The following is a 26,425-nucleotide window of genomic DNA, read 5'->3' as shown; positions in this document are numbered from 1 at the left end:
CGCTCCCGGACGGTCATCCGTACCGGCGCAGTTCGTGGAAGAAGCCGTCGATGACGTGCAGCTCTCCGGAGCGGACCACTTCGTCGTAGACGTACTTGCCGACCGCCAGGTCGAGCACCCCGAGGCCGAAGGGCGAGAACACCACCGGCCGGCCCGTCGGCACCGTCACGCGCCCGGCCAGCACGTCGTCCAACGTGCCCCGCAGGAAGTGCCGGTTGCCCGTGAGCTGCTCGGCCAGATGCGGCGAGGTGCCGGCCTGCAGACAGTGCTCGACGTCATCGACGATGTTGGTGGAGGCGAGAATGATCTCCGGCGCGAGGTCGCGCAGCGACACGTGCAGAACGACAGGATGGTGCGAGAACCATGTCGGGTCGCTGACATGCGGCTCCCCGGCGATGGTGGCGAAGACCACCAGGTCGCTGCCGCGGATCAGTCCCTCGGCGTTGTCGTGCACCGTGATCCGGCCCGTGGTGCCCGACTGCTCGAGGTAGCAGCGGAACCCGGCCGCGCTGTCGGCGGACAGGTCGTGTACGCCGATCTCGTCGAACGACCAGCCGCTTGCGGCCAGGAACGTGTGGATGTAGCGGGCGATCAGGCCGGTCCCGAAGAACCCGACGCGCGTGGGGCGTGAGCGGTCCCGGCTGAGCCGGTCCGCGGCCAGCGCCGCCGACGCGGCCGTCCTGGTGGCGCTGATGATGGAACTCTCCAGACAGGCGAACGGGTAGCCGGTGTCATGGTCGTTGAGGATCAGCACGGCGGACGCCCGCGGGATTCCGGCCTGGACGTTCTCCGGGAAGCTGGAGATCCACTTCACGCCGTCCACCCGTACGGGCCCGCCGATCGAGGCCGGCAGTGCGATGATCCGGGAGGACGGGCGGTCGGGGAAACGCAGGAAGTACGACGGCGGGTTCACCGAGTCACCGGCGCCGTGCAGCCGGTAGGTGGCCTCGACCAACTCGACGATCTGCTTCTCGCGCCCCTCCAGCACCTGCTGGACCTGGGCACCGGAGATCACCGCGAAGGGGCGCACGGTGTGCGGCTCGCCGGCCGCGGACGCCGACACGGCGATGGGGACGGTGGTCGTCGGGCGGTTGCTGGTCATCGGGCGGTCACCTCGAAGGTCGGCGAGCAGTCGGACAGTCGCACCGGGTCGGCCATCGCGACGAGCACCTCGCGCGATCCCTGGAAGGGCTCCCGGCTGTGCGCGGTGCGGATGTTGTCGACGAGCATCAGATCGCCGGCCTGCCAGGGCTCGCGTGCGGTGTGGGTCTCGTAGACCTTGTTGAGCAGCTGCACCACGTCCTCGCCGATCGGGTCGCCGCCTCCGAAACGGGTGTTGAAGGGCAGCCCGTCGGCGCCGTAGACCTCGATGAGGTACTCGCGGACCTCGGGAGCCAGTGTCCATTCGTTGAGGAACGCGATCTGGTTGAACCAGCAGCGTCGGCCGGTGACCGGATGGCGCAGCACGGCACTGCGGCGCTGCCGGGTGCGCAGGGTCCCGTCGGGTTGCCAGTCGAACTCGATGGCGTTGGCGCGGCAGTAACGCTCGACGGCGCCCCGGTCCTCGGTGCCGAACGCCTCGGTGAGGGACGACCCGATCTCGTCGTTGTAGCTGCGCGTGAGCAGCCAGCCCTCCCGCTCGAAGCGGTCGGTCACCTCGGTGGGCAGCTGCTCGAGCACGGTCGACGCGTCGGCCACACCGGTCGCCCCGCCCTTGTCGGGCGCGGTGAGGCAGGCGAACAGCATGAGGCCGGGGACCTCCAGCGTGTAGCTCAGTTCGTGGTGCATGCACATCGGCTGGTTAGGCGGCCACTGCGCCGAGGAGTACACGCCCTCCGCGTAGGTCCGGCGGGGCGCGAAGGCCTCCCTCTCCGTCATCAGCCCGGTGCTCAGCCGCTCGAAGACGGCACGGGCCCCGGCCACATCGCGCAGCCCGAGGCCACGGATCAGGACGCAGCCGTGCTCGGCGACGAGGGCGCGCAGCGCCTCCCGGTGCTCGGCTGCCCAGCCGGGCGCGTCGGCGGGGATCTCGGTCCGCAGTGTCGGAGGCCGGCCGGGTTGGAACTCGACGTCGTCGAGCGGCGACGCCGGGGACGTGGAGGACATCTCGATTTCCTTTCGGTGGGCGGCCGTGTGTGCCGCTCAGGAAGAAGGCAGTAGTTCGGCGGTGCGCAACACGGCCTGTGCTGCCTCGGCCGGACGGGTGCGCAGGAAGTAGTGGCCGCCTTCGGTGAGTTCGTGCAGGTCGACGCGGGCCGCGAGGAGCTCCCAGTCACGGTGGCGGCGCGGGTGATCAGCCGTGATCGGGTCGTCGGCGGCGACGACCACGGTGACCGGCGCGGACAGCTTCACCGCCGGGGGAGTGTCGAGGAGGTCCGCGAAGTAGCGGTGGGCGGACACGCAGTCGTGCCGGTAGGCGGCACCGACATGCTCGGCGCGCCGCGCATCCAGGTCATGGAGCTCCGTGTAGCCGCTGTCCGCGCTCAGCCTCGCGGCGATCTCGGCGTTGCTCTGCCCGGTCAGCTCGGTGACGGCGTCGCGCCGGCCGGCGGCATCGCCGAGCAACTGCGCGCCGACGAAGACCCGTTGGACGTCCACTCCGCGCTCCTCCAGCTGCCTGGCCGTCTCAAGGGCGAAGGCCGCTCCCGAGGAGTGACCCCACAGCAGGACTCCGGGCAGGCCCCGCTCGGTGATCTCGGCGACGACCTGCGCCACCACGTCCGCCAACGGCACGAAGGGCTCGCTCTCGGCGGCCACGTCGTGACCGGGCAGCTCAACGGCGTGGACGGCGATCCCGCTGCCCCGCAGCGCCTTGGCCATCGGCTGGAAGTTCACCGCGTTGCCGCCGGCGTAGGGGAAGCACACCAGGGCACCGGTCGGCGCACCCTCCGGTTCGCACAGCGACTGGAGCAGCCCGGAGCGCCGGTCGGACCTGCCGTCGACCACGGCGGCCAGATCGGCGAGGACCGGATGACGGGTCACGTCCTTGAGCGACACCGCGCGGTCCAGGGTGATCGCCAGCTTCACGGCCGACAGTGATGTGCCGCCCCGGTCGAAGAAATGGTCCCGTCGACCGATCTGATCCTGCGGGACGCCGAGGACCTCCGCCCAGGCGGCCGCCAGCCGCTGCTCGGTCGGCGTACCCGGCGCGTGGTGGTGGCCTTCCTCGGGGTCCTCGACGACGTCGAGTTCTCCCGCGAGCGCCGTCAGCGCCCTCTTGTCGGTCTTGCCGTTGGCGGTCAGCGGCAGCTTCTGCCGCCAGTGGAAGACCGACGGCACCATGTACTCCGGCAGCGACTCACCGAGCCGGTCCCGCAGGTCCTCCAGCGGGAGCGCCCCGGGGCCCGAGTAGAAGGCCACGAGGTGCTTGCTCCGGTCGGGCCGCTCGGCGACCACCACCGCACCGTCGCGGACGCCGGGCACCCGCAGCAGGGTGTTCTCGATCTCGCCGATCTCGATCCTGAAGCCGCGGATCTTGACCTGGGTGTCGCGGCGTCCCAGGAACTCCAGCTTGCCCTCGGGCAGCCAGCGGCCGTGGTCGCCACTGCGGTAGAGCCGGGCTCCCTCGCGGTGCGGATCGGGCATGAAGGCCTGCTGGGTGCGGTCGGGGTCGTTGACGTATCCGCGGCCGACGCAGACGCCGGAGAAGACGATCTCGCCGGGGGCGCCGAGCGGCACGGGTGACAGCTGCTCGTCGACGACATAGACGTGCACGTTGCTGACAGGGGGACCGAGGGGGACCCGTTCGCGGTCCGGCACCCGGTCCATGACCTCGTGGTTGGTGTCGTCGGAGGTCTCGGTCAAGCCGTACGCGTTGACCAGCTTGACGTCGGGCTGGGCCGCGAACCAGCGCTGCGTGAGCTCCTTCTTCAACGCCTCACCGGTGACGGACACGCAGCGCAGGCCGGGCAGCTCGCGCGGGTGCTGCTCCAGATAGGTCAGGACGACGTCGAGGTACGACGGCACGACCTGGAGCACGGCGACCCGACCGTGGACGATCTTGTCGACGAACCGCTGGACGTCCAGGATCACGTCCTGCTCGACCAACAGGGTCCGCCCACCGACCAGGAGCGCGGACACCAGCTGCCACAGCGAGATGTCGAAGCACTGGGGGGCGGTCTGGGCGACCACCTGCCCCTCGCCGATCTCCAGGTCGTCGATCTTGGCGTAGAGGTGGTTGAGCATGCCCGCGTGCTCGCACATCGCGCCCTTGGGCTCTCCCGTGGAACCGGAGGTGAAGTAGATGTAGGCGAGCTGGTCCGGTGCGACGGCCACGCCCAGGTCGTCGTCGGCATGGCCCTCGTCGTACGCCGTGCCGATGAGGAGCTTCTGGACTCCTGGCAGCGAGTCCAGGGCCTGGTCGAGCGAGTCGGTGCTTCCGGGTTCGGTGAGCACGAGCCCGCACTCGGCGCGGGAGAGCATGGCCGCGATGCGGTCGGCCGGGAAGCGCGGCTCGACGGGCAGGTACACGCCTCCGGCCTTGAAGACCGCGAGGACGGCGGCCAACCAGTCCAGGCCTCTCTCGGTCACCACCGCGACGACACCTTCGCGCCGCAGTCCCCGCGCCACCAGGGCTCGGCCCAGCTGGTTGGCACGCGCGTCGAGCTCCTGGTAGGTCCACTGCCGGTCACCGTGCACGGCGGCGACGGCATCCGGGTGCAGCCTCACCCGCTGCTCGAACAGCTCGTGCATCCGGGCGTCCGGCAGAACACGGCGCCGTCCGGACAGCCCGTCGAGCTGGAACCGGAGTTCCTCGGCGGACAGCAGGCTCTGCCGCCCGTGCTCGGCATCCGGATCCGCAGCGATGAGTGCGAGCGCGGTGAGGTGGTAACCGGCGATCCTGGCGGCGCAGTCCGCGTCGAGTGCGTCGGTCCGGTACCGCAGTCGCAGCACGGGCCGGCCACCGTGCTCCGAGAATCCCGCCCACAGCACGGCGTCGCCGGCGAGATCGCCGACGACGCCGGTCGGACGGGGACCGCAGGCCGGATGCGGATCGAAGACGGTCTCGATCGACGGTTCGGCCAAGCCCAGCTCGCGCCTGAGATCGTCGACCGGAAAGTCCTTGTGCGCGAGCAGTTCCGACGCGACGCGACGGGTCTCCACCAGCAGCGCCCGCCAGGACGGCGGTGCGGTCGTCAGCCGGCAGGGCAACGGGCTGCCGCCCTCCTCGGCGACGTACCCGGTCGTGACGTCGTGCTCGCCGGACAGCGCGGCGAGTACCTTGGCGTGCGCGGCCAGCAGCACGGAGTCGAGAGGCATCCCGAGGTCCTCCGCCAACCGGCGCAGGGCGTCCATGACGTCGTCCGGGACGGCGGCCTCGTGTTCGTCGACGCCCGTCATCGGGTGGAGCGTCCACCGGGGGATCGTGGTGGATCCGCCGGCGGCGAGCACGCCGCGCCAGAATGTCCGGTCCGCCTCCACTCGCGTTGCCATCGATCAGTCCCTCTCCGCTCGCCGTGGCCACCGTGTCTGTCGCCGCTGGTCTGCTACTCCTGCCGCACCGGTGCTGTCGGCCGACCGGGGGCCTCGCTCATCTCCGTGGCCGGGTTTCCACCCCACCGCGCGTGCTGCGGGACCTCCTCGCCCTTCATGAGGAAGGAGTCGGGCGCAAGCACCGAGCCGTCACCCATCGCCACGCCGTAGTGGACGTGGGAGCCGACGCCGAGGGTGCATCCGTCGCCGATGGTGCTGCGGTCGGACTTGAAGGTGCCGTCCTCCTGCGAGTGGCATTGGATCTTGCTCCCCGCATTGAGAGTGCAGTCGCTGCCGATGGTGGTGAGCATCCGCTCCGTCAGATAGCAGCCGTCATCGAAGACCCTGCTGCCGAGCCGAACACCCAGGAGCCGCCAGATCACGTTCTTGAAGGGGGTGCCGTTGAAAACGTTGAGGTATTCGTCGGGAACCTTCCACAGACGCTCGTGCCACCAGAAATACGGGTCGTAGATGGAACACAACTGCGGTCGCAGCCCGCGGAAAGCCACGATGGCACGCTCCACCAGTACGAAGTAGAGAGGGGTGAATGCCAGGGTGAACACCAGGAACGCTGCGATCAGTGCTTGTCCGAAGGAGTCATACAGTTCGACATCCGCGAGGGCGAGCACCGTGAGCACGAAGAAGTACACCCACCGCACGAACAGGAAAAGGGCCATCGACCGGATGTTGTAGCGGTTCTTGGCGGCGAGGTTGCGGCGCAACTCGTCCCCGGTCCGCATGTGGTCGAACCGGGAGTCGCGCTCCACCGACCGGGGAATCTCGAAGCACGGTGAGCCGAGCAGACCCACCCCCTCGCGGATCTCGCCGTCGAGCGGAATCATCACCTTCGTAGCGAGGAGACAGTTGTCGCCCGTCTTCGCCCCGGACGGAAAGGCGATGTTGTTCCCGAGGAAGTTGTGCGGCCCGATCGACGCCCGGGAAACCCGGAAGGATGTGCTCGAGAAGTCGGCATTGACGATCGACAGGCCGTCAGCAATCATCGTACCGCTGCCCACAGAGCACAGATACGGCGTCTCGTGCTTCACCTCCGTGCCGAAGTTCGACCCGGTCTGTTCCACACGGGACAGGTCGTATCCGAGGCCGCGCAAATAGTGCACGATGTAGGAGCTGTCACCGAAGAGCCATTTGAAGAACTTCACGTTGGTGATGCGTGTGATCGCCCGGTGCGTCGAGTAGTGAAATCCGTACAGCGGATACACCTTGTCCGGCTTGACGAGCCGATTCAGCAGGCGCGGAACGGTGCACAGAACGACGACGCCCACAACGACGAGGCCGAAGAACAGAACGACGGACACGATCAGCGCGTCGAAGTAGAGCTCCCGCGACATGAGCCCCGCCGCGCCCGGACCCAGGTGGCCGCTCAGCGCCGGGATCTGTCTCAACACTATGTACACGCCCCCGACGGCCAGGGGCACGGAGAGGAAGAACAGCTGACCCAAGGTGGCGAGGCCGAAGCCGACCCGGCGCAGGGTGCCGCATCTGGCGGGAGGGATCCTCACGTAGTCGAGCTCCGTGCGTTGCGCCGGAGATCCGTGCCACCGCTGGTCGCTCGGGACCGCCTGGCCGCTGTGCAGCGAGGACGTGTGACCGAGCTGTGCCCCGTCGCCCATCGACGTGCCGATGTCGAGCACGGTCTTCTCACCGATGAACACGTCCCGGCCCAGGGTGACCGGGCCCGTCTGAATGCGGCCGGCGTGTGCCCGGTAGCAGAGGAAGAACGAGTCCTTGCGGATCACCGTGCCGGCGCCGATCGTCAGCAGGTCGGTGCAGACCGGCACGTAGCGGGAGAGGATCGTGACACCCGGGCCGATTCGTGCGCCGAGTGCCCGGAGGTACAGCACGTAGAGGGGATTGCCGACGAAGAAGACCATCGGGTTGGCGTGGAGCAGCACCTTGACGGTCCAGAAGCGCAGATAGGTCAGACCCCAGACCGGAAACTCGCAGGTTTTCCACCGGCCGACAAGGATCCATTTGGCCACGACCGGGAAGGCGCACATGCCGACGAAGCCGGCGCCACCGAAGGCGACTGACCGCAGGTAGATGTCCACCGAGTTCGAGCCGGCGGATATCCATGCATAGCCGCGGGCGGTGAAGACCGCAGCGAGGTAGGAATATCCCAGGAAAAGCAGGAACTGCATCGCTCCGCAGAGGGTGTACCGCAGCGTGCTGACGGGAGTCCCCGCCTCCGTCGATGGCGGAACCGAGGAGCCGGCGGGGGCGGGTGTGGCAACGGAACCGGTTCCGGCATCGGTACCGTTTTCTGCGAGTGCCGTCGCCAGGCTGCGGATCGTCGGGTAACGGTAGATGTCTTTTATCGACACTGACGGCAGATCCGCCCGCTTCCTGACGCGTGCGCAGAACTGCGCCATCACCAATGAATTACCGCCGAGGTCGTCGAAGAAATTGCTGTCGACCGACACCTGCTCGACGCACACGACGCCGGCGAGTACCTCGGCGAGGTTCCTTTCCGTGTCCGTCGAGGGGCCGTTCCTCCTGCGCTCGGCGGCTCCGGATTCATCCGGCACGGTCGCCAGGGACTTGGCAGGTTTCTCCACCATGCAAGCTCCTTGAGCCCTCACGAAACCATTACGCTCCAGTTTCAGTCGTCCACCGGCGGGGTGCCACTCGACTCGATCGCGGTGACGCCGCACGAAGACTCGTCGTGGGGGAGGAGTCGCTTACAAGGGCCTCGGCGCCGGATACGCAGACCAGGTTCGCGTTACTGCATACGGGTGGCGTGGGCCTGGTCCGTGGGTGAGCCGAGCCGGGACCGGGCCGGGGGCGCGCGACGGGTCACCCGACCGTGATATCCGCCGGTAATGCAGAGCGACAGAGCAAGGGTGAGAGCATTCGGTTCGGCTCCCGAGCCTTCCCCGGGAAAGGGAATTGATATCGACTCGGCCTTCATGCGTGGACGCTTCGTAAATGTCCCTCGGGCGTCTCCCTTCCTCGTGGCGGAGCCGCGCCTGCGCGCGGTGTCCTGCGCGCCGAATCCTTGACCGGCGGTCGGTGCTCCACGATGCTGTGTTGCGGCAAATGAAATACGTGCCGTAATGGGCAACATCTGCTCAGGTCTCGTACCAGTCGAGGAGTGGCCATGACTCACCAGGTCCGTGCTGTCGTCGCGCGGGGCAAGGGCGCCCCCGTCAGCCTGGAAACGATCATCGTGCCCGATCCGGGCCCGGGCGAGGCACTGGTGAAGATCGAAGCCTGCGGGGTCTGCCACACAGATCTGCACTACCGAGAGGGCGGCATCAACGACGACTTCCCCTTCCTGCTGGGGCACGAGGCCGCAGGTGTCGTGGAGTCGGTGGGGGAGGGCGTCACCGATGTCGCGCCCGGCGACTTCGTCATCCTCAACTGGCGGGCGGTGTGCGGCCAGTGCCGCGCCTGTCTGCGGGGACGGCCCTGGTACTGCTTCGACACCCACAACGCCCAGCAGAAGATGACCCTCGCCTCGACCGGGCAGGAGCTGTCCCCGGCCCTGGGTATCGGTGCGTTCGCGGAGAAGACGCTGGTGGCGGCGGGGCAGTGCACGAAGGTCGACCGGGCCGCGTCGGCGGCCGCGGCAGGCCTGCTCGGGTGTGGGGTGATGGCGGGTATCGGCGCGGCCATCAACACCGGGAACGTCGGTCGCGGCGACAGTGTGGCGGTCATCGGCTGCGGTGGTGTCGGGGCCGCGGCGATCGCCGGGTCGAGTGTGGCGGGTGCGGCGAAGGTCATCGCGGTGGACATCGACGACCGCAAGCTGGTCACCGCGAGGAAGCTGGGTGCGACCCACACCGTCAACTCCAAGGAGACGGACGCGGTGGAGGCGATCCGCGAGCTGACCGGCGGCTTCGGTGCCGACGTCGTCATCGAGGCGGTCGGCCGCCCGGAGACGTACCAGCAGGCGTTCTACGCCCGCGACCTCGCCGGTACCGTCGTTCTGGTCGGCGTCCCCACCCCGGAGATGAAGCTGGAACTGCCACTCCTCGATGTCTTCGGCCGGGGCGGATCCCTGAAGTCCTCCTGGTACGGCGACTGCCTGCCCTCCCGCGACTTCCCCATGCTCATCGACCTCCATCTCCAGGGCCGGCTCGACCTGGACGCCTTCGTGACGGAAACCATCGCGCTGGACGAGGTCGAGAAGGCCTTCGAGCGGATGCACGGCGGCGATGTCCTGCGCTCGGTGGTGGTCCTCTGATGGCCGGCGCCCGCATCGAACACCTCGTGACCTCGGGGGCGTTCTCGCTGGACGGTGGCACCTGGGACGTCGACAACAACGTATGGGTCATCGGTGACGACGACGAGGCGATCGTCGTCGACGCCGCGCACGACGCCGAAGCCATCGCCGAAGCCCTCGGCGGGCGCACCCTGCGGGCCATCGTGTGCACCCACGCCCACAACGACCACATCGACGCCGCGCCCGAACTCGCGGCGCGCACCGGAGCCCCGATCCTCCTCCACCCGGACGACCTGCCGCTGTGGAAGCAGACCCACCCGGACCGAACGCCCGACGGAGAACTGGCCGACGGCCGGGTGCTCGCCGTGGCGGGTGTCGAGCTGACCGTGCTGCACACGCCGGGGCACGCCCCTGGCGCGGTCTGTCTGTACGCGCCAGCCCTGACCGCGCTCTTCAGCGGCGACACACTCTTCGCGGGCGGGCCGGGGGCGACCGGGAGGTCGTACAGCGACTTCCCCACCATCGTCGACTCGATCCGGGACCGGCTGCTGACCCTGCCGGGCGACACCGTCGTACACACCGGGCACGGGGAGACGACCACCATCGCCGCCGAGGCTCCGCACCTTCAGGAGTGGATCGACCGGGGCTTCTGACCGCCTGTCGGTGGTGCTGGTACGGCGCCCGTTCCGCCTGTTTGCGCAGGTGGTTCGGGCGCTTCGAGTTGCCCGGGGGGCGACCGGCCGACCCGTCCGAACCAGGCCTTTGGACGCCTTGACAACGGTTCAGAACGGCCCGCAGACTGGCGTTGCGCTCATCGCAATCCGTTTCGCTATACGCACCGAGGTGTCATGATGATTCCCGCGTGCCGTCTCGCGGATCTCCCGCGAGGCGAGGCCTTCCGGCTCGACATCGACCCGCCGGTCTCGGTGTTCCACACCGACGACGGCGAGGTCTTCGCCATCGACGACACCTGCACCCACCAGGACGCCTCGCTCGCCGACGGCTGGCTGGAGGGCTGTGAGGTGGAATGCCCGCTGCACGCCTCGAAGTTCGACCTGAGGACCGGCGCCGTCGACGCCCCGCCGGCCAAGCTCCCGGTCCGGACCCATGAGGTCGTCGTCGAGGACGGCATGATCTACGTGCGGGTGTCCACGGACGCCCCCAACCTGCCGCCCTGCGTCGCATCCCGGCTCGCCGGCGGTCCCGCGTGAGGACCGTGGCCGTGGTGGGTGCCTCGCTGGCCGGTCTGTCGGCGGCGCGCTCGCTGCGGAAGCGGGGCTACGACGGGCGGCTGGTCGTCATCGGTGACGAGCTCCACCGCCCGTACGACAGGCCGCCGTTGTCCAAGGAGTTCCTGGCCGGCACCCTCGGCGAAGCGGACCTCGTGCTGGAGACGGACGGCGAGGACCTGCAGGCGGAGTGGCTGCTGGGCATCCGCGCCACCGGACTGGACCGCAGCGAGCGCGCCGTCCGGCTCGCCGACGGCCGGGAGGTCCGCGCCGATGGCGTCGTCATCGCGACCGGCGCCGCGGCCCGCATGCTGCCGGGCGCCGAGGGCCTCGCCGGAGTGCACACTCTGCGCACCCTGGACGACGCCCGCGCCCTGCGGGACGAACTGGCCCGGGGCGGGCGGCTGGTGGTGATCGGCGGCGGATTCATCGGCGCCGAGGTCGCCTCCACCGCCCACGCCCTCGGTCTCGACGTGACGGTCGTCGAGGTGGCCCCGACGCCGCTCGCCGGACCGCTCGGCGAGACCATGGGCGGCATCGTCTCCGCCCTCCACGCGGACCACGGCGTACGGCTGCTGTGCGGCGTGGGTGTCAAAGGGCTCAGCGGGGAGCGCCGTGTGGACGCCGTCCTGCTCGAGGACGGCCGCAGCATCCCGGCCGACATCGTCGTCGTCGGCGTGGGTGCCCGCCCGTGCGTCGACTGGCTGGAGGGATCCGGCGTCGAGCTCGACAACGGCGTCAAGTGCGGCGCGGACGGCCGCACCAGCCTGGCCGGTGTGGTCGCGGTCGGCGACTGCGCCAACTGGTACGACCCCCGCGCGGGCGCCCACCACCGCGTCGAGCACTGGACCGGTGCCCGGGAACGCCCGGACGCCGCCGTCACCACACTGCTCGCGGGCGGCGTGGTCGAACCGGGCGTGCCCCGGCCGCCGTACTTCTGGTCCGACCAGTACGGCGTCAAGATCCAGTTCGCGGGGCACGCGGCCGGCGCCGACAGCGTGACGGTCGAGGAAGGCGCCCCGGGCGACCGCAACGTCCTGGCCGTCTACCGGCGCGCCGGACATCCCGTCGCCGTGCTCGGGATGAACCAGCCGCGGCTGTTCATGCGCTGGCGCAAGCAGCTCGCCGCCGCGACATCTTGACACCGCCCATCCGGCACCCCAAGCTGCCGTTGCGAATGGCGCGTTACGTTGCGCGATGAAGAACAAAAGCGCACCATCCAGACGCCGTCCGGAGACGCTCTTCCCGGCGCGTGAATGACCCCTCCACGACGTTTCCCGAGGAGTGCACTGTGACCTCGACCAGCCTGCCGGACAGCCTGATCGCCACCCTCCCCGGCTCCTCCTACACGGATCCGGCCGTCTTCGCCCAGGAGCAGGAGCGCATATTCGAGACCATGTGGTTCTGCGTCGCGCGCGCCTCCGAACTGGCGAAGCCCGGCGCCTTCCGCACCGTCGACGTGGGCCGCGAGAGCATCCTCGTCACCCGCGCCCGGGACAACTCGATCCGCGCCTACTTCAACGTCTGCCGGCACCGCGGAGCCAGGATCTGCACGGAGGACAGCGGCGAGGTCAAGCGGGCCTTCCAGTGCCCGTACCACGCCTGGACGTACGACCTGAACGGCAAGCTCGTCGCGGCACCCAACCTCACCAAGATGCCCGACGTCGGCCGCACCGAGTACGGCCTGGTGAGCGTGGCCGTCCGCGAATGGCTCGGCTATGTCTGGGTCTGCCTGGCGGAGAACCCGCCCTCCTTCGAGGAGGACGTCATCGGCGAGATCATCACCCGCCTCGGCGACGTGGAGTCGATCGAGCGCTACGACATCGACAACCTCTCCGTCGGCAAGCGCATCGTCTACGACGTCAAGGCGAACTGGAAGCTCATCATCGAGAACTTCATGGAGTGCTACCACTGCGCCACGATCCACCCGGAACTCACCGAGGTGCTCCCCGAGTTCGCCGACGGCTACGCCGCCCAGTACTACGTCGGCCACGGCGCCGAGTTCGGCGAGGAGGTCCGGGGCTTCACCGTCGACGGCTCCGAGGGGCTGGACCGCATCCCCGGGGTGGCGGAGGATCAGGACCGCCGCTACTACGCGATCACCGTCAAGCCGCAGGTGTTCATCAACCTCGTCCCCGACCATGTGATCTTCCACCGGATGTACCCGGTGGCCGTCGACCGCACGATCGTCGAGTGCGACTGGCTCTATCTCCCGCACGTCGTCGAGAGCGGCAAGGACGTCAGCCGGTCCGTGGAACTCTTCGACCGGGTCAACCGGCAGGACTTCGAGGCATGCGAGCGCACGCAGCCCGGGATGAGCTCCCGGATGTACGCCAAGGGCGGCGTGCTGGTGCCCAGCGAGCACCACATCGGGGCCTTCCACGACTGGGTGAACGAGCGTCTGGCCACCCGCCGGCCGCAGTAGTCGGGCCGGTCAGCCCAGGTAGCCCATCCGGTGGCTGATCTCCTCGGCCCCCTTGATCAGTACCGGGGCGAGTTCGCGCATCCGCTCCTCGGTGAACCGGTACGAGGGACCGGAGGCGGTGACCGCCGCGATGACCTCTCCGTCCCGGTCGAGGATCGGAGCGGCCATGGCGTGGAGTCCGACCTCCAGTTCCTCCAGGGTCCAGGCGTAGCCGGCCTCTCGCGCCTCGGCGAGGTGCTTCTCGAGCTTCGCCTTCGAGGTGATGGTGTGCGGGGTGATCTTCTTGAGGCCCGCCTCGGTCAGCAGTGCGGCGCGCTCGTCGGCGGGCAGGTGCGCCAGCAGGATCTTGCCGCTCGACGTGGCGTGCAACGGCGTCAGCTGGCCGACCCAGTTGTGCGCGGTGACCGCTCCCGGGCCGCGCACCTGGTAGAGGTTGATCGCGTAGTGCTCCTGCATGACCGCGATGTTGACCGTCTCGCCGATCTCCTCGGCGAGGCGCTCACAGACCGGGCGGCCCTGCTGCGTGATGTCGATGCGTCCCGTGACCGCGCCGGCCAGACGTACGATGCCGAAGCCGAGGCGGTACTTGCCGCGCTCGCCCGCCTGCTCCACCAGGCCGCGCGCCTCCAGGGCGCCGAGCAGGCGGAACGCGGTGGACTTGTGAACATCGATCTCCGCGGCCACCTCGCTGACGCCCGCCTCGCCGCGTTGGGCCAGGATCTCCAGGACGCTGATGGCGCGGTCGACCGACTGGACTCCGCCGGCCTGCGAACTCGACGTTTCGGTGTCTTGGCTGTGGTTGCTCACAGCGAAACTATACGCGTAGTAAACAACACCATTGCAAGTAACGGCATGGAAACGAATCCCCTGCAAGTTGCGTTGTTCGCAACCTGGTGCGCATAACGCTACTGGTACTAGCATGCCTCGCGTATCTACGGCGCGAGCGAGACGAGGCATCATGGCTCCTCTGCACTACGACTTCGTCATCGTCGGCGGTGGATCCGCCGGCAGCGCACTGGCGAACAGGCTCTCCGCGGACCCGGCGAACCGGGTGCTGGTGCTGGAGGCCGGCCGGTCCGACTATCCGTGGGACGTCTTCATCCACATGCCCGCGGCGCTGACCTATCCGATCGGCAGCCGGTTCTACGACTGGAAGTACGAGTCCGAGCCCGAGCCCCACATGGGCGGCAGACGCATCTACCACGCGCGCGGCAAGGTGCTGGGCGGTTCCAGCAGCATCAACGGCATGATCTTCCAGCGCGGCAACCCCCTGGACTACGAACGCTGGGCGGCCGACCCCGGCATGGAGAGCTGGGACTACGCGCACTGCCTGCCGTACTTCCGCCGCATGGAGAACTGTCTCGCGGCCGATCCGGACGACGAGTTCCGCGGCCATGACGGCCCTCTCGTCCTCGAACGCGGCCCCGCGACCAATCCGCTCTTCGGCGCCTTCCTCAAGGCCACCCAGGAAGCCGGCTACGCCCCCACGGACGACGTCAACGGCTACCGACAGGAAGGTTTCGCCAAGTTCGACCGAAACGTCCACCGCGGACGTCGTCTCTCGGCCTCGAAGGCATACCTCAAGCCTGCGATGAAGAGGCCGAACCTCACGGTCAGGACCCGCGCCCTGGTCACCCGCGTCCTCTTCGAGGGCAAGCGCGCCGTCGGCGTCGAGTACCGGCGCGGCCGGGGCGCGCTCCAGCAGGTCCGTGCCGAGGAAGTCATCCTCTGTGGCGGCGCCATCAACTCCCCGCAGCTGCTGCAGCTCTCCGGCGTCGGCAACGCCGAGGAGCTGAGCGCCCTCGGTATCGACATCGTCCACGACCTCCCGGGCGTCGGCGAGAACATGCAGGACCACCTCGAGGTCTACGTCCAGTACGCCTGCAGGCAGCCGGTCTCCATGCAGCCGTACATGGCGAAGTGGCGCGCCCCCTTCATCGGACTGCAGTGGCTCTTCCGCAGGGGCCCGGCCGCCACCAACCACTTCGAGGCCGGCGGTTTCGCCCGCAGCAACGAGGACGTGGACTACCCCAACCTGATGTTCCACTTCCTGCCGATCGCCGTCCGCTACGACGGCTCCTCGCCGGCCGGTGGCCACGGCTACCAGGTGCACGTGGGCCCCATGTACTCCGACGCCATCGGCTCGGTGAAGATCAGGAGCAGGGACCCGCGCGAGCACCCGGCGCTGCGCTTCAACTACCTCTCCACCGAGCAGGACCGCCGCGAATGGGTCGAGGCGATCCGCGTGGCCCGCAAGCTCCTCAACCAGCCCGCCCTCGCCCCGTACAACGACGGGGAAGTCTCGCCCGGGCCGACTGTGCAGACGGACGAGGAGATCCTCGCCTGGGTCGCGAAGGAGGGCGAGACCGCCCTGCACCCGTCCTGCACCTGCAAGATGGGCACCGACGAGATGTCCGTCGTCGACCCGGCCAGCATGCGGGTGCACGGCCTGGAGGGCCTGCGTGTCGTGGACGCGTCGGTGATGCCGTACGTCACCAACGGCAACATCTACGCACCGGTGATGATGATCGCCGAGAAGGCCGCCGACCTGATCCTCGGCAAGGAACCGCTCGCGCCGTCGAAGGCCGCGTACTACCGCCACCGTGACGCCCAGAAGCAGGCGGGGTAGACCTTGGGCGCCGCAGGGCTGAGGACGCTGCTGGACAACGTCCGCTACGAGGTGCTGCCCGCGAAGGCGACCGAGGACAAAGTCCTCGCCCATGTCCCGCGCGACGTCGTCGTCACCGTGACGGCGTCGCCGGTCAAGGGCCTGGAACCGACCCTCGCCCTCACCGGCCGGCTCGCGGCGCACGGCTACCGCGTCGTCCCGCACGTGCCCGCGCGGCTGCTGCGGGACGACGCGCACCTGAAGGAGGTTGTCGACCGGCTCCGTGCGGCGGGCGTGGACGACGTCTTCGTCCCGGCGGGCGACGCCGACCCGCCGGCCGGGGCCTACGACGGGGCGCTGCCGGTGCTGCGCCGGCTGAGCGAGCTGGGCAGGCCCTTCGCGCACATCGGCGTCACCGGCTATCCCGAGAGCCATCCCCTCATCCACGACGACGTCACCATCCAGTCGATGTGGGACAAGCGCGAGCACGCCACCTACATCGTGAGCAACCTCTGCTTCGACCCGCGCGTGCTGGGGGAGTGGATCGCCCGGATCCGGCGCCGGGACGTCACCCTGCCTGTCCAGCTCGGCGTTGCGGGGCCCGTGCAGCGGGCGAAGCTGCTGGCGATGGCGACGAGGATCGGCGTGGGGGAGTCGACGCGCTTCCTGACGAAGCACGCGTCGTGGTTCGTGCGGTTCGCTGCGCCCGGGGGTTACTCGCCCGAGAGGCTGCTCACCCGCAGCATCGAGGCGCTCACCGCGCCGTCGGCGGGGGTGGCAGGCCTGCACCTGTTCACCTTCAACCAGATCGCGGAGACGGAACGGTGGCGCCGCGCTGTGCTCGATCGGCTGGAGGGGTGAGCCCGGACCCCCGCTTCGGCCCTGAACGGGCCTCGTCCTCACACTCCCTCAGAGGGGGTGCCCCCGGACGGGCTGGATCGCCCGTCCGGCGTTTGTATACGGATGATGCTCAGCGGAAGACCACCGTACGGTTGCCGTCCACCATCACCCGGCTCTCGCTGTGCCACTTCACCGCGTGCGCGAGCACCTGTGCCTCGACGTCCCGTCCGACCGTGACCAGGTCACCGGGGTCGAGCGAGTGGTCCACCCTGACCACGTCCTGCTCGATGATCTGCCCCTCGTCCAGGTCCGGTGTCACGTAGTGCGCTGTCGCGCCGACGAGCTTCACGCCGCGGGCGTAGGCCTGCTCGTACGGGCGCGCGCCCTTGAAGCTGGGAAGGAAGGAGTGATGGATGTTGATGGCGCGGCCCTCGAGCTGCTTGCACAGGTCGTCGGAGAGGATCTGCATGTAGCGGGCCAGCACCACCAGGTCGATGTCCAGCTCGCGGACCAGCTCCATCAGACGCGCCTCGGCCTCGGCCTTGGTGTCCTTGGTGACAGGAATGTGGTGGAACGGAATGCCGTAGGTCTCCGCCAGCCCCTCGAAGTCCCGGTGGTTGGAGACGATCGCGGGGATGTCGATGTTGAGGGCGCCGGTGCGCCGGCGGAAGAGCAGATCGTTGAGGCAGTGGCCGAACCTGGACACCATGATGAGCGTCCGGGTCGGGGTCGACGCCTCGCTCAGGGTCCAGGTGATGCGGTACGCCTCGGCGACGGGACCGAATCGGTAACGCAGAGTTTTCAGACTCGCGTCCGGATCGGAGACGTCGAAGTGGACCCTCATGAAGAAACGGCCCTGGAGTCGATCATCGAACTGCTGGCTTTCCAGGATGTTGCCCGAGTTCCTGACGAGGAAGCCGCTCACGGCGTGAACCAGTCCGGCGCTGTCGGGACACGAGAGGGTGAGGACGTACTCACGGCCAGGTTGCGGTCGAGGGGACATGGTGGCCTCCGTGGGTGCGTATTGCGCAACTCGGTGAGCAATGCGCAACATGGTTGACGCTGGTGGGGTCCTTGGTCAAGAGAAAAGGGCCGTGGGGCCCCTTGCCGAATCGTCATCCGCCGACCCCTTGACGTAGCTCTGCAGCGTTCGCCATGGTGTTCCACCACAAGCAATTGAATGCACGATGCGCAACGCATTTCGGCTGAAGGGCTTGGCGCGTGGCAGACCTGTATGTGGCTGGGGAATGGCGGGATCCGGTGGCCGGAGGGCGCCGGGAAATCCGCTGTCCCGCTGACGGCACGCTCACCGCGACCGTCTCGGAAGGGACCCGTCCCGACACCGAGGCGGCGATCGCCGCGGCCCGCCGTGCCTTCGACGAGGGACCCTGGCCGCGCACCCCCGAGCGGGAGCGCGGCGCGCTGCTGCTGCGCACCGCCGACCTCATCGAGCGCGACGCCAAGGAGTTCGCCCGCGCCGAATCGCTGGACACCGGCAAGCGGCTGGTGGAAAGCGAGTACGACATCGCCGACGTCGTCTCCTGCTTCCGTTACTACGGCGGGATCGCCGGCACCGATGCGGGCCGGGTGGTCGACACCGGCCGCGAGGACGCCGTCAGCCGCGTCGTCCACGAACCGATCGGTGTGTGCGGGCTGATCACCCCCTGGAACTACCCGCTGCTGCAGGCCAGTTGGAAGGTCGCCCCGGCCCTCCTCGCCGGCAACACGATCGTCCTCAAGCCCAGTGAGCTCACCCCCTCCACCTCGATCCTGCTGATGAAGGCGCTGGAGGAGGCCGGGCTCCCCGCCGGCGCCGCCAACCTCGTCCTGGGCACCGGGCCCGAGGTGGGTGCCCCGCTCTCCGAGGACCCCGCCGTCGACATGGTCTCCTTCACCGGCGGCCTGGAGACCGGCAAACGGATCATGGCCACCGCGGCCGCGACCGTGAAGAAGGTCGCGCTGGAGCTCGGTGGCAAGAACCCCAACGTGATCTTCGCCGACGCCGACTTCGAGACGGCCGTGGACTTCGCCCTCACGGCCGTCTTCCTGCATTCCGGGCAGGTCTGCTCGGCCGGCGCCCGCCTGATCGTCGAGGACTCGATCCACGACCGCCTCGTCGACGAGGTCGTCCGCCGCGCCCGGCGGATCCGCCTGGGCGGCCCCTTCGACCCCGAGGCCGAGACCGGAGCGCTGATCTCGGCCCAGCACCTGGAGAAGGTCGAGGCGTACGTCGCGGCCGGCCTCGCCGAGGGCGCCGTACTGCGCTGCGGAGGCGAGCGCCCCGCCGACCCCGCCCTCGCGAACGGCTACTACTACCCGCCGACCGTCCTCGACGAGTGCCGGCAGGACATGCGCGTGGTGCACGAGGAGTCCTTCGGACCCGTCCTCACCGTGGAGCGCTTCACCGGCGAGGACGACGCCGTACGCATCGCCAACGACACCGAGTACGGACTCGCCGGAGCCGTGTGGACGCAGGACGCCGGCAAGGCCCAGCGGGTCGCCCGGCGGCTGCGCCACGGCACGGTGTGGATCAACGACTACCACCCCTACGTGCCGCAAGCGGAATGGGGTGGCTTCGGGCATTCGGGCGTGGGCCGGGAGCTGGGACCGACCGGCCTGGAGGAGTACCGAGAGCCCAAGCACATCTGGCAGAACATCCAACCCCGGCCGCAACACTGGTTCCGCGGCTGAACGCCGAAAAGAGGTCGATCGTGACCCCCACGCAGACCGAGGTGCCGCAGCGGCGCGGCATGCCCCAGGATTCGGACGGTACTCCAGTCATATCCGTGCGCCGCCTGTGGAAGGTGTTCGGGCCGAAGGCCGACCGAGTGCCGGAGTCCGAGGAGCTGTGCGGCCTCACCCGCCGTGAGCTCATGGACCGTACCGGCTGTACCGCAGCCGTACGCGATGTGAACTTCGATGTCCGCAAGGGCGAGGTGTTCGTCGTCATGGGCCTGTCCGGCTCCGGCAAGTCCACGCTGGTGCGATGTCTGACCCGACTGATCGAACCCACTGCCGGTGAGCTTGTCTTCGAGGGTGAGGACATCCGCGACGCGGACGGCAGACGCCTGCGCGACCTGCGCCGCCGCAAGTTCTCCATGGTCTTCCAGCACTTCGGGCTGCTGCCCCACCGTCGCGTCGTCGACAACGTGGCCTTCGGTCTGGAGATCCGCGGCATGAGCAAGGCCGAACGTACCAAGCAGGCTCTTGAGGTCGTCGAACTCGTCGGCCTCGCCGGTTACGAGAACTCCTACCCCGACCAGCTCTCGGGCGGTATGCAGCAGCGCGTCGGCCTCGCCCGGGCGCTGGCCGGTGATCCGGACGTGCTCTTCTTCGACGAGCCCTTCTCGGCACTCGACCCGCTGATCCGCCGTGACATGCAGAACGAGGTCATCCGGCTGCACCACGAGGTCGGCAAGACGATGGTGTTCATCACCCACGACCTCTCCGAGGCGCTCAAGCTGGGCGACCGCATCCTCATCATGCGCGACGGCAAGATGGTCCAGTGCGGCACCGGCGACGAACTGGTCGGCGCCCCCGCCGACGACTACGTACGCGAGTTCGTCAAGGACGTGCCGCGCGGCGATGTGCTCACCCTGCGGTGGATCATGCGCCCGGCGGAGCCCGACGACGCCCTGGACGGTCCCGAGCTGGGCCCGGACGTCGTGGTGAAGGAGGCCACCCGGGCGGTACTGGCGGCCGACAAGCCGGTCAAGGTCGTCGAGAACGGCGAGTTGCTCGGGATCGTGGGTGACGAGGAGATCCTCGCGGTGGTCGCCGGGCAGGAAGGCGGCGCGTGATGGCCGTCGCCCTGGAGAAGTCCGCACCTCTGACCGGCGTGCGCAAGATCAGCCGACGCGCGGTGGTGGCCGCCATCCTGGTCGCCTGGCTGGTGCTGTTCGCGATCTTCCGGGGAAAGCAGACCCTGACCCTGGCGGCCGCGGACCTCACCGACGTGCACCGGTGGTTCAACGACGTCAACGACTCGATCGGCGCGAACCGTAACTCCAACCCGCTCTTCCTCTACTTCTTCAACGAGATCCGTCTGGTCATCGACAACCTGGTGACCTTCATCCAGGACCTGATCTCACAGCCCTCCGCCGGCCGTCCCGTCCCGCAGATCGGATGGCTGGGCGTCGTCGGCATCGCGGGCTACGTCTCCTGGGCCGTGGGCAACTGGCGGGTGGCTCTGCTGGCCGTGGCGGGCTTCACCTTCCTCGGGCTGCAGGGTCTGTGGCAGGAGAGCATGGACACCCTCGCTCTCACCGTCTCGGCGGTCTTCGTGGCGTTGTTGTTCGCGATCCCGCTGGGTGTGTGGGCGGGGCTGTCCGACCGGGTCAACCGGATCCTGACGCCCTTCCTGGACTTCATGCAGACGATGCCGACCTTCGTCTACCTGGCCCCGCTCACCCTGTTCTTCCTCATCGGTGGGGCCTCCGCCACGATCGCCACCGTGATCTACGCGGCGCCACCCGCGATCCGCATCACCGCGCACGCCATCCGCTCCGTGCCGGAGACCACCGTCGAGGCGGCCGACTCGCTGGGCGCGACACGGCGGCAGGCGCTGCTGAAGGTCCTGCTGCCGATGTCCAAGCGGACCGTGGTGATGGGCGTCAACCAGTCGATCATGGCCGCCCTGGCCATGGTGACCATCGCGGCCCTGATCGACGCGCCCGGCCTCGGCAAGACCGTCGTCCAGGCCCTGCAGTCGCTCGACGTGGGTACGGCCTTCAACGCGGGGCTCGCCATCGTCGTGATGGCGATCGTCCTCGACCGGGTCACCACCGCCGCCAGCGCCCGCGAGGAGGCGGCCCGGCGCTCGGGCAGCCGCTTCCTCACCTGGCGGCGGCCGCTGCTGGCCGCGGGCGGAGTCGTCACGGCGGTCCTCGTCTACCTGTCGCACACCTATGTATGGGCGGCGGAGTTCCCCGGCGAGGGCGGCATCGGCAGTTCCATCGCGAGCACGGCGGACACCGCGACCACATGGGCGCAGGACAACCTCTCGGGCATCACCAACGCCTTCCGTGACGGCATCACCACCGGCCTGCTCAACCCGTTCCAGTCGCTGCTCACCGACTCCCCGTGGTGGCTCGTCGGCGTGGTACTGATCGCGCTCGGTGCGGTGCTCGGCGGCTGGCGCGCCGGGGCCACCGCGGCCGTGTGCGTGGGCCTGCTGGTCGGCACGGGTGTGTGGTCGGACGCCATGACGACGCTGGCGTCGACCGTGGTGGCGACGGTGCTCGTCATGGTGCTCGGTGTCGTCTTCGGGGTGTGGATGGGGCGCAGCCTGCTCGTGGACCGGATGCTGCGGCCCACGCTGGACGCGGCACAGGTCATGCCGCCGTTCGTCTATCTCGTGCCGTTCCTCGCGCTGTTCGGCGCCACCCGCTTCACGGCCATCGTCGCCGCGATCGTCTACGCGGCACCGGTCGCCATCAAGATCATCGCGGACGGGGTCCGGGCCGTGCCCGAGACCACCGTCGAGGCGGCCACCTCCACCGGGTGCAACACCTGGCAAATCATCACCAAGGTTCAACTGCCGATGTCACGCAGTGCCCTGACGCTCGCGACGAACCAGGGCCTGATCTACGTGCTGTCGATGGTTGTGGTGGGCGGCCTGGTAGGAGCGGGCGCCCTCGGCTACGACGTCGTGGCCGGATTCTCGCAGGGACAGCTGTACGGGAAGGGCCTTGCGGCGGGGCTCGCCATCGTCCTTCTCGGCGTCATGTTCGACCGGATCACTCAGGCAGCGGCGCGGCGCGTGAGCGCGTAAGGAGCACTGACCATGGCAACACAGGTACGACAGTGGAGAGCCGGCGCGGCCGGCCTGGCCGTTCTCGGTCTCGCCCTCACCGCCTGCGGCGGCGCGAAGGTCGGTGACGACTCCTCGGCCGCGGACGGCTCGGGCAGCTCCGGCAAGTGCGGCACGTTCAACCTCGCCGTCAACCCGTGGGTTGGCTACGAGGCGAACGCGGCGGTCGTCGCGTACGTCGCGGAGCACGACCTCGGCTGTACGGTCACCAAGAAGGACCTGAAGGAGGAGGTCGCCTGGCAGGGCTTCGGGACGGGCGAGGTCGACGCCGTCATCGAGAACTGGGGTCACGACGACCTGAAGAAGAAGTACATCACCGACCAGAAGACCGCCGTGGAGGCCGGTGTCACCGGCAACGAAGGCCTGATCGGCTGGTATGTGCCGCCGTGGCTGGCGAAGGAACACCCGGACATCACCGACTGGAACAACCTCAACAAGTACGCGGCGAAGTTCAAGACCTCCGAGTCGGGCGGCAAGGGCCAGCTCCTCGACGGCGACCCGTCGTTCGTCACCAACGACGAGGCCCTGGTGAAGAACCTGAAGCTGGACTTCAAGGTGGTGTACGCGGGCAGCGAGACCGCGCTCATCCAGGCCTTCCGGAAGGCGGAGAAGAACAAGGAATGGGTGATCGGCTACTTCTACGAGCCGCAGTGGTTCATATCCGAGGTGCCGCTGGTCAAGGTCAAGCTGCCGGAGTACAAGACGGGCTGTGACGCCGACGCGGAGAAGGTCGCCTGCGACTACCCCGTCTACAAGCTCGACAAGATCGTCAGCGCGAAGTTCGCCAAGTCGGGCAGCCCGGCCTATGACCTGGTGAAGAACTTCACCTGGACGAACGACGACCAGAACACCGTGGCCAAGTACATCGCGGTGGACAAGATGACGCCGGAGGCGGCGGCCGAGAAGTGGGTCGAGGCCAACCGCGACAAGGTCGACGCCTGGATCAAGTAGCCCCTGCTCCGGGGTGGTCGAACACGCCCGGCGGGCGGGGCGCACACGTGCGCTCCGCCCGCCGGGCGTTGCCGTGTGCGGGCCGCGTGTCGGGCTGTTGTCCGACGTCACGGCCCCCTTGACACCCACTCCCCGGGGCAGGCACATTGAGTTGCGCAACCTGAACCATGTTGCGCAGACAGCAACTGAACCGGCTGGACTCGTTTTCAATCGGAGGTGCGGCGATGGCGGGACCCCGAGTGGTGATCATCGGAGCGGGTGTCGTGGGAGCGGCACTCGCGGACGAGATCTCCGCGCGCGGCTGGACCGAAGTGACCGTGGTCGACCAGGGCCCGCTCCCCGCCACCGGGGGCTCCTCGTCGCACGCCCCGGGACTGGTCTTCCAGACGAACTCCTCCAAGACCATGACCGAGCTGGCCCGCTACACCGTCGAGAAGTTCTGCTCCCTCGACGTCGACGGCAAGCCCTGCTTCCTGCAGGTCGGCGGCCTCGAAGTGGCGACCACCCCCGAGCGCCTCGTGGAACTGCACCGCCGCCACGGCTGGATCACCGCCTGGGGCATCGAGTCACGGATCCTGACCCCCGACGAGTGCGTCGAACAGCACCCGCTGGTCAACCGTGACAAGGTCCTCGGCGGCCTCCTGGTGCCGACGGACGGCCTCGCCAAGGCCGTCCTCGCCGTCGAGGCGCAGATCCGCCGGGCCACCGACCGCGGCGTGCGCTTCCTGGCCCGCCACGAAGTCCTCGACGTCCAGCAGAGCGAGGGGCGCGTCACCGGCGTCCTCACCGACCAGGGCGAGATCCCCGCCGACATCGTCGTGTGCTGCGCCGGCATCTGGGGCCCGAAGATCGCCCGCATGGCCGGCATGAACCTCCCGCTCACCCCGCTCGCCCACCAGCTCGCCTGGACCGGCCCGGTCCCGGCGCTGGCCGGCCAGACCGAGGAGGCGGTCCGTCCGATCCTGCGCCACCAGGACGCCGACCTCTACTACCGCGACCGCTTCGACGGCATCGGCATCGGCTACTACGGCCACCGCCCGATGCCCATCTCGGCCGACGACATCCTCTCCGTGGACGAGGCCGACGAGATGCCGTCGGTCCTGAAGTTCACCGAGGACGACTTCGCCGACGCCTGGACCGAGACCCAGTCCCTGCTCCCCGCGACGAAGGAGGCGAAGGTCGAGGAGGGCATCAACGGCCTGTTCTCCTTCACCACCGACAACTTCCCGCTGCTCGGCGAGTCCCCGGACGTCAAGGGCTTCTGGGTCGCCGAGGCCGTCTGGGTCACCCACTCCGCGGGCGTGGGCCGGGCGATGGCCGAATGGCTGGTCGACGGCCACTGCTCGTCCTTCGACCTGCACGAGTGCGACGTCAACCGCTTCGAGCCGCACCAGCTGTCCCCGGAGTACGTCCTGGCCCGCGACTGCCAGAACTTCGTCGAGGTCTACGACATCCTCCACCCGCTCCAGCCGTCGGGCCATCCTCGCCCGATCCGCACGAGCCCCTTCCACGAGCGCCAGCGGCAGCACGGCGCGTTCTTCCTGGAGGCGAACGGCTGGGAGCGCCCGCAGTGGTACGAGGCCAACGCCGGGCTGGTCGAAGGCCGCACCATTCCCACCCCCAACGAGTGGGCCGCGCAGTACTGGTCGCCCATCGTCGGCGCCGAGGCCCAGGCCACCCGCGAGACCGTCGCGATGTACGACATGACGGCCCTCAAGCGCCTGGAGGTCAGCGGCCCCGGTGCCGCGGACTTCCTGGAGCGGCTGGTCACCGGCAAGGTCGCCAAGTCCGTCGGCTCCGTGACGTACACGCTCCTCCTCGACCATGACGGCGGCATCCGCAGCGACATCACCGTCGCCCGGCTGGCCCGCGACCTCTTCCAGGTCGGTGCCAACGGCAACCTGGACCTGGACTGGTTCACCCGCCACCTCCCCGCCGACGGCTCGGTCCAGGTACGCGACATCACCCCCGGCACCTGCTGCGTCGGCCTGTGGGGCCCACTGGCCCGCAAGGTCCTGCAGCCGCTGACGGACGAGGACTTCTCCAACGACGGCCTGAAGTACTTCCGCGCCCAGCGGGCCCACATCGGCTCCGTCCCCGTCACGGCGATGCGCCTGTCGTACGTCGGCGAGCTCGGCTGGGAGCTGTACACCACCGCCGACCTCGGCCAGAAGCTGTGGGACACCCTGTGGCGGGCGGCCGAGCCGCTCGGCGGCATCATCGCCGGCCGCGGCGCCTTCAACAGCCTGCGCCTGGAGAAGGGTTACCGCTCCTTCGGCACCGACATGACCTACGAGCACGACCCCTACGAGGCCGGCGTCGGCTTCGCCGTCAAGCTCGACAAGGGCGACTTCATCGGCAAGGCGGCACTGGAGCGCCGCAAGGCCGACGTACGGCGGAAGCTGACCTGCCTCACCATCGACGACCCGCGGTCGGTCGTCATGGGCAAGGAGCCGGTCTACGACGGCGGCCGCGCCGTCGGCTACGTGACCAGCGCCGCCTACGGCTACACGATCGGCAAGGGCATCGCGTACGCGTGGCTGCCGACGGAACTCACGGCCCCGGGGACCACCTTGCACCTCGGCTACTTCGACCAGCGCGTCGAGGCGGTCGTGGCCGAGGAGCCCCTGTTCGACCCGACCATGTCCCGCCTCCGTGGCTAGGGCCTGTCCGGCGGATCAGTCGACGCCCTCCTCCGCCTTGCAGCTGGACGCACCAAGCCCCGCTCACCTGTGTTGATGAGTCATCGCCGGTTTCCTGCGACCTGATCCGCCGGGCAGGCCCCAGCCCGGGGAAGGAAGACCGCCGGTGACCACACGGCTGCTCGACGGCAAGGCGACCGCAGCCAAGGACATGACCCGGGAGATGCTGCTCGCCAATGTCGTCGAAGCCGCCGAGAGGA

18 protein-coding genes are annotated in these 26,425 nt (G+C 68.9%); 12 read left to right on the top strand and 6 right to left on the bottom strand.

The annotated features are described in order from the left end of the window. Positions 1-13: 13 nt before the first annotated feature. Genes sbnB through IE263_RS14275 form a run of 4 tightly spaced genes read right to left on the bottom strand, consistent with a single transcriptional unit; the run spans position 14 to position 8,051 of the window. Positions 14-1,102, bottom strand: coding sequence for a 2,3-diaminopropionate biosynthesis protein SbnB (gene sbnB / locus IE263_RS14290; RefSeq protein ID WP_189936142.1), 1,089 nt, complete (start codon positions 1,100-1,102; stop codon positions 14-16). Continuing rightward, complete coding sequence (locus IE263_RS14285; RefSeq protein WP_189936140.1) at positions 1,099-2,106, bottom strand: TauD/TfdA family dioxygenase; 1,008 nt, start codon at positions 2,104-2,106, stop codon at positions 1,099-1,101. The genes sbnB and IE263_RS14285 overlap by 4 nt, the downstream gene beginning before the upstream one ends. A gap of 36 nt (positions 2,107-2,142) precedes the next feature. Then, positions 2,143-5,433: a non-ribosomal peptide synthetase gene (locus IE263_RS14280; RefSeq protein WP_189936139.1), complete on the bottom strand. Its 3,291-nt coding sequence runs from the start codon at positions 5,431-5,433 to the stop codon at positions 2,143-2,145. 53 nt (positions 5,434-5,486) lie between these two features. Beyond that, positions 5,487-8,051, bottom strand: a complete 2,565-nt coding sequence (locus IE263_RS14275; RefSeq protein ID WP_189936316.1) for a Pls/PosA family non-ribosomal peptide synthetase — start codon at positions 8,049-8,051, stop codon at positions 5,487-5,489. A gap of 539 nt (positions 8,052-8,590) precedes the next feature. Between IE263_RS14275 and IE263_RS14270 the strand changes: the two genes are divergently transcribed. The 5 genes from IE263_RS14270 to IE263_RS14250 all read left to right on the top strand — a co-directional run bounded on the left by IE263_RS14270 (position 8,591) and on the right by IE263_RS14250 (position 13,312). Further along, entirely contained in the window at positions 8,591-9,679 is a 1,089-nt protein-coding gene (locus IE263_RS14270; RefSeq protein ID WP_189936137.1) for an S-(hydroxymethyl)mycothiol dehydrogenase, read from the top strand. After that, a complete protein-coding gene (locus IE263_RS14265) occupies positions 9,679-10,311 on the top strand; it encodes an MBL fold metallo-hydrolase (protein ID WP_189936135.1) in 633 nt (210 codons plus the stop codon). The genes IE263_RS14270 and IE263_RS14265 overlap by 1 nt, the downstream gene beginning before the upstream one ends. 195 nt (positions 10,312-10,506) lie before the next feature. Continuing rightward, entirely contained in the window at positions 10,507-10,869 is a 363-nt protein-coding gene (locus tag IE263_RS14260) for a bifunctional 3-phenylpropionate/cinnamic acid dioxygenase ferredoxin subunit (RefSeq protein WP_133045065.1), read from the top strand. Beyond that, entirely contained in the window at positions 10,866-12,029 is a 1,164-nt protein-coding gene (locus IE263_RS14255; protein ID WP_189936133.1) for an NAD(P)/FAD-dependent oxidoreductase, read from the top strand. The genes IE263_RS14260 and IE263_RS14255 overlap by 4 nt, the downstream gene beginning before the upstream one ends. 149 nt (positions 12,030-12,178) lie before the next feature. Then, on the top strand, positions 12,179-13,312 hold the full coding sequence (locus IE263_RS14250; RefSeq protein WP_189936131.1) for an aromatic ring-hydroxylating oxygenase subunit alpha: 1,134 nt from the start codon (positions 12,179-12,181) through the stop codon (positions 13,310-13,312). A gap of 9 nt (positions 13,313-13,321) precedes the next feature. Here IE263_RS14250 and IE263_RS14245 read toward each other — a convergent pair whose 3' ends face one another. Continuing rightward, the gene (locus IE263_RS14245; protein ID WP_189936129.1) at positions 13,322-14,119 is read right to left on the bottom strand and encodes an IclR family transcriptional regulator; all 798 of its coding nucleotides are present in this window, start codon (positions 14,117-14,119) and stop codon (positions 13,322-13,324) included. A gap of 151 nt (positions 14,120-14,270) precedes the next feature. On the opposite strand from IE263_RS14245, the gene betA reads away from it, so the two are divergent. Both betA and IE263_RS14235 read left to right on the top strand, forming a co-directional pair. Next, positions 14,271-15,941 (top strand): choline dehydrogenase, encoded by a 1,671-nt coding sequence (gene betA / locus IE263_RS14240; protein ID WP_189936127.1) that lies wholly within the window; start codon positions 14,271-14,273, stop codon positions 15,939-15,941. A gap of 3 nt (positions 15,942-15,944) precedes the next feature. Then, a complete protein-coding gene (locus IE263_RS14235; RefSeq protein ID WP_189936125.1) occupies positions 15,945-16,781 on the top strand; it encodes a methylenetetrahydrofolate reductase in 837 nt (278 codons plus the stop codon). A 109-nt stretch (positions 16,782-16,890) separates the two neighbouring features. Here IE263_RS14235 and purU read toward each other — a convergent pair whose 3' ends face one another. After that, entirely contained in the window at positions 16,891-17,763 is an 873-nt protein-coding gene (gene purU, locus IE263_RS14230; protein ID WP_189936124.1) for a formyltetrahydrofolate deformylase, read from the bottom strand. A gap of 218 nt (positions 17,764-17,981) precedes the next feature. On the opposite strand from purU, the gene IE263_RS14225 reads away from it, so the two are divergent. The 5 genes from IE263_RS14225 (at position 17,982) to IE263_RS14205 (ending at position 26,186) form a co-directional block, all read left to right on the top strand. Beyond that, the gene (locus IE263_RS14225; protein WP_189936121.1) at positions 17,982-19,451 is read left to right on the top strand and encodes an aldehyde dehydrogenase family protein; all 1,470 of its coding nucleotides are present in this window, start codon (positions 17,982-17,984) and stop codon (positions 19,449-19,451) included. Positions 19,452-19,471: 20 nt separating this feature from the next. Beyond that, positions 19,472-20,560 carry a quaternary amine ABC transporter ATP-binding protein gene (locus IE263_RS14220; RefSeq protein WP_229910974.1) on the top strand — a complete coding sequence of 363 codons (1,089 nt, stop codon included), beginning with the start codon at positions 19,472-19,474 and terminating at the stop codon, positions 20,558-20,560. Further along, the gene (locus IE263_RS14215; RefSeq protein WP_189936119.1) at positions 20,560-22,533 is read left to right on the top strand and encodes an ABC transporter permease; all 1,974 of its coding nucleotides are present in this window, start codon (positions 20,560-20,562) and stop codon (positions 22,531-22,533) included. The genes IE263_RS14220 and IE263_RS14215 overlap by 1 nt, the downstream gene beginning before the upstream one ends. A 12-nt stretch (positions 22,534-22,545) precedes the next feature. Beyond that, positions 22,546-23,523, top strand: a complete 978-nt coding sequence (locus tag IE263_RS14210; RefSeq protein WP_189936118.1) for an ABC transporter substrate-binding protein — start codon at positions 22,546-22,548, stop codon at positions 23,521-23,523. A gap of 224 nt (positions 23,524-23,747) precedes the next feature. Continuing rightward, positions 23,748-26,186, top strand: a complete 2,439-nt coding sequence (locus IE263_RS14205; RefSeq protein WP_189936116.1) for a GcvT family protein — start codon at positions 23,748-23,750, stop codon at positions 26,184-26,186. Positions 26,187-26,425 lie beyond the last annotated feature (239 nt).

It is taken from the genome of Streptomyces aurantiogriseus, assembly GCF_014649375.1.
In the GTDB taxonomy this organism is placed as follows: Bacteria; Actinomycetota; Actinomycetes; order Streptomycetales; family Streptomycetaceae; genus Streptomyces; species Streptomyces aurantiogriseus.
This window is presented reverse-complemented; position numbering and strand designations above follow the sequence as displayed.

What these genes read in the sequence shown, in the direction of transcription:
- IE263_RS14275 (WP_189936316.1), bottom strand. Translation starts at nt 8,051, where the DNA reads ATGGTGGAGAAACCTGCCAAGTCCCTGGCGACCGTGCCGGATGAATCC.
- IE263_RS14280 (WP_189936139.1), bottom strand. Translation starts at nt 5,433, where the DNA reads ATGGCAACGCGAGTGGAGGCGGACCGGACATTCTGGCGCGGCGTGCTC.
- IE263_RS14205 (WP_189936116.1), top strand. Translation starts at nt 23,748, where the DNA reads ATGGCGGGACCCCGAGTGGTGATCATCGGAGCGGGTGTCGTGGGAGCG.
- IE263_RS14270 (WP_189936137.1), top strand. Translation starts at nt 8,591, where the DNA reads ATGACTCACCAGGTCCGTGCTGTCGTCGCGCGGGGCAAGGGCGCCCCC.
- IE263_RS14215 (WP_189936119.1), top strand. Translation starts at nt 20,560, where the DNA reads ATGGCCGTCGCCCTGGAGAAGTCCGCACCTCTGACCGGCGTGCGCAAG.
- IE263_RS14265 (WP_189936135.1), top strand. Translation starts at nt 9,679, where the DNA reads ATGGCCGGCGCCCGCATCGAACACCTCGTGACCTCGGGGGCGTTCTCG.
- betA (WP_189936127.1), top strand. Translation starts at nt 14,271, where the DNA reads ATGGCTCCTCTGCACTACGACTTCGTCATCGTCGGCGGTGGATCCGCC.
- purU (WP_189936124.1), bottom strand. Translation starts at nt 17,763, where the DNA reads ATGTCCCCTCGACCGCAACCTGGCCGTGAGTACGTCCTCACCCTCTCG.
- sbnB (WP_189936142.1), bottom strand. Translation starts at nt 1,102, where the DNA reads ATGACCAGCAACCGCCCGACGACCACCGTCCCCATCGCCGTGTCGGCG.
- IE263_RS14260 (WP_133045065.1), top strand. Translation starts at nt 10,507, where the DNA reads ATGATGATTCCCGCGTGCCGTCTCGCGGATCTCCCGCGAGGCGAGGCC.
- IE263_RS14285 (WP_189936140.1), bottom strand. Translation starts at nt 2,106, where the DNA reads ATGTCCTCCACGTCCCCGGCGTCGCCGCTCGACGACGTCGAGTTCCAA.
- IE263_RS14210 (WP_189936118.1), top strand. Translation starts at nt 22,546, where the DNA reads ATGGCAACACAGGTACGACAGTGGAGAGCCGGCGCGGCCGGCCTGGCC.